The organism is Streptomyces sp. NPDC005963, assembly GCF_040638655.1.
Classification (GTDB): Bacteria; Actinomycetota; Actinomycetes; order Streptomycetales; family Streptomycetaceae; genus Streptomyces.
This window is the reverse complement of the sequence record NZ_JBEXVD010000094.1, coordinates 1-1,218: the sequence shown is the minus strand read 5'-3', so window position 1 is coordinate 1,218 and position 1,218 is coordinate 1. Positions and strand designations below refer to the sequence as shown.

Annotated in this window: 1 protein-coding gene; it reads right to left on the bottom strand. The window is 72.0% G+C overall.

The window, feature by feature from the left end:
* Positions 1-424: 424 nt before the first annotated feature.
* Positions 425-1,114 (bottom strand): aspartate/glutamate racemase family protein, encoded by a 690-nt coding sequence (locus ABZ348_RS34705; RefSeq protein ID WP_358940009.1) that lies wholly within the window; start codon positions 1,112-1,114, stop codon positions 425-427.
* Positions 1,115-1,218 lie beyond the last annotated feature (104 nt).

Genomic DNA, 1,218 nt, shown 5'->3' with positions numbered 1-1,218 from the left:
GTACTTGAGTTGGGGGGTGGGGTGTTGTAGTGTGATGTGTGTGGTGTGGTCGGGTGGGGTGGGCGGCGCGGCCCCCCCCCACGCCCCCCACCACCCCTGGTGAAACCGCGGCTCAGACAGGGCCGGGGGCGGGCTCCGGCTCGGGTGGCCGGGGCTCGGGGCCGGGCGTGGGAGGGTGCGGAATCGGGTCGGGCGCGGGTCCCGGCGGTGGCGTCGGACTGGGCACCGGACCGGGCAGGGGCCCGGGATCCGGCCCGGGCGGCCCGGGGCTCGGGACGGGTGAAGGCGGTACGGGTGGTTGGGTCATGCCAGACCTCCATGGTGCAAAAGTCATGCGTTCCCACTCTCTCGCCATCCGCGTTCCCCCGCCTGCGGGACCCACACCCACCACTGCCGACCCGGGAAGGGCACCCGATGCTCTCCATCAGCCGGTGGAGCCCCGTGGGGACCGCTGATGTGCCCGGAGGGCTGCCACAGCGCCCTGTAGCCCTGAGCGGGGACTGGAGAGCACGGGAACGGGCGTTCGAGTCCGCTCGACGGCGTCCGCCATCGACGCCTGGGCCAGCACGATGACATCGGCGTCGCCCAGGGCGTCGACGGCAGCGGCCACGGCATCGAGGTACCCCTTGCGATCACCGGCCAGGAAACGCTCCCAGGCGCCGTCGACCACGACCGCGTGCACGTCAGGTCCTTGGGCCGGCCCAAGGCCGTCCTGCTGCCCGGCACGTGCCCGGGCTTCCTCGTGGATCAGCGCCACGGTCGGCTCGACGGTACTGGCCAAGGCGGCGACCACCGCCACGCGACGCCTCCCGGCAGCCACGGCGGCCATCGGCCGATCGACCCGGAGCACCGGCACTCCCACGGCAACGGCGCTCGCCTCTGCGATCGCCCCCAGGGTCGAGCAGGTGCACAGCACCGAGGTCGCACCCCGGCCCACGGCATCGACGAGGGCATCGACGAGCGCCGGGGCCACGGCGTCGGGCCCTTCGTCGACCGCCCGTTCCAACAGATCCACCCGAACGGTGTGGAGCAGTTCCACATCGGGGTGATCACGGTCACGCAGGGCGTCGAAGACCGGGACGTGGACCGGGGAGGTGTGCAGCAGGGCGATCATGCCCCGCAGGCTAGTAGTGCTTTGTTAGCTGTCTTGTCATGTTGGGTGTTCGGTAGTTCGCTGGCTGTATGAGGGCTGGGGAGCTTGCGGCGGTGCGGGGCGGG

Coding starts and splice junctions, on each gene's coding strand:
- ABZ348_RS34705 (WP_358940009.1), bottom strand. CDS start 1,114: ATGATCGCCCTGCTGCACACCTCCCCGGTCCACGTCCCGGTCTTCGAC.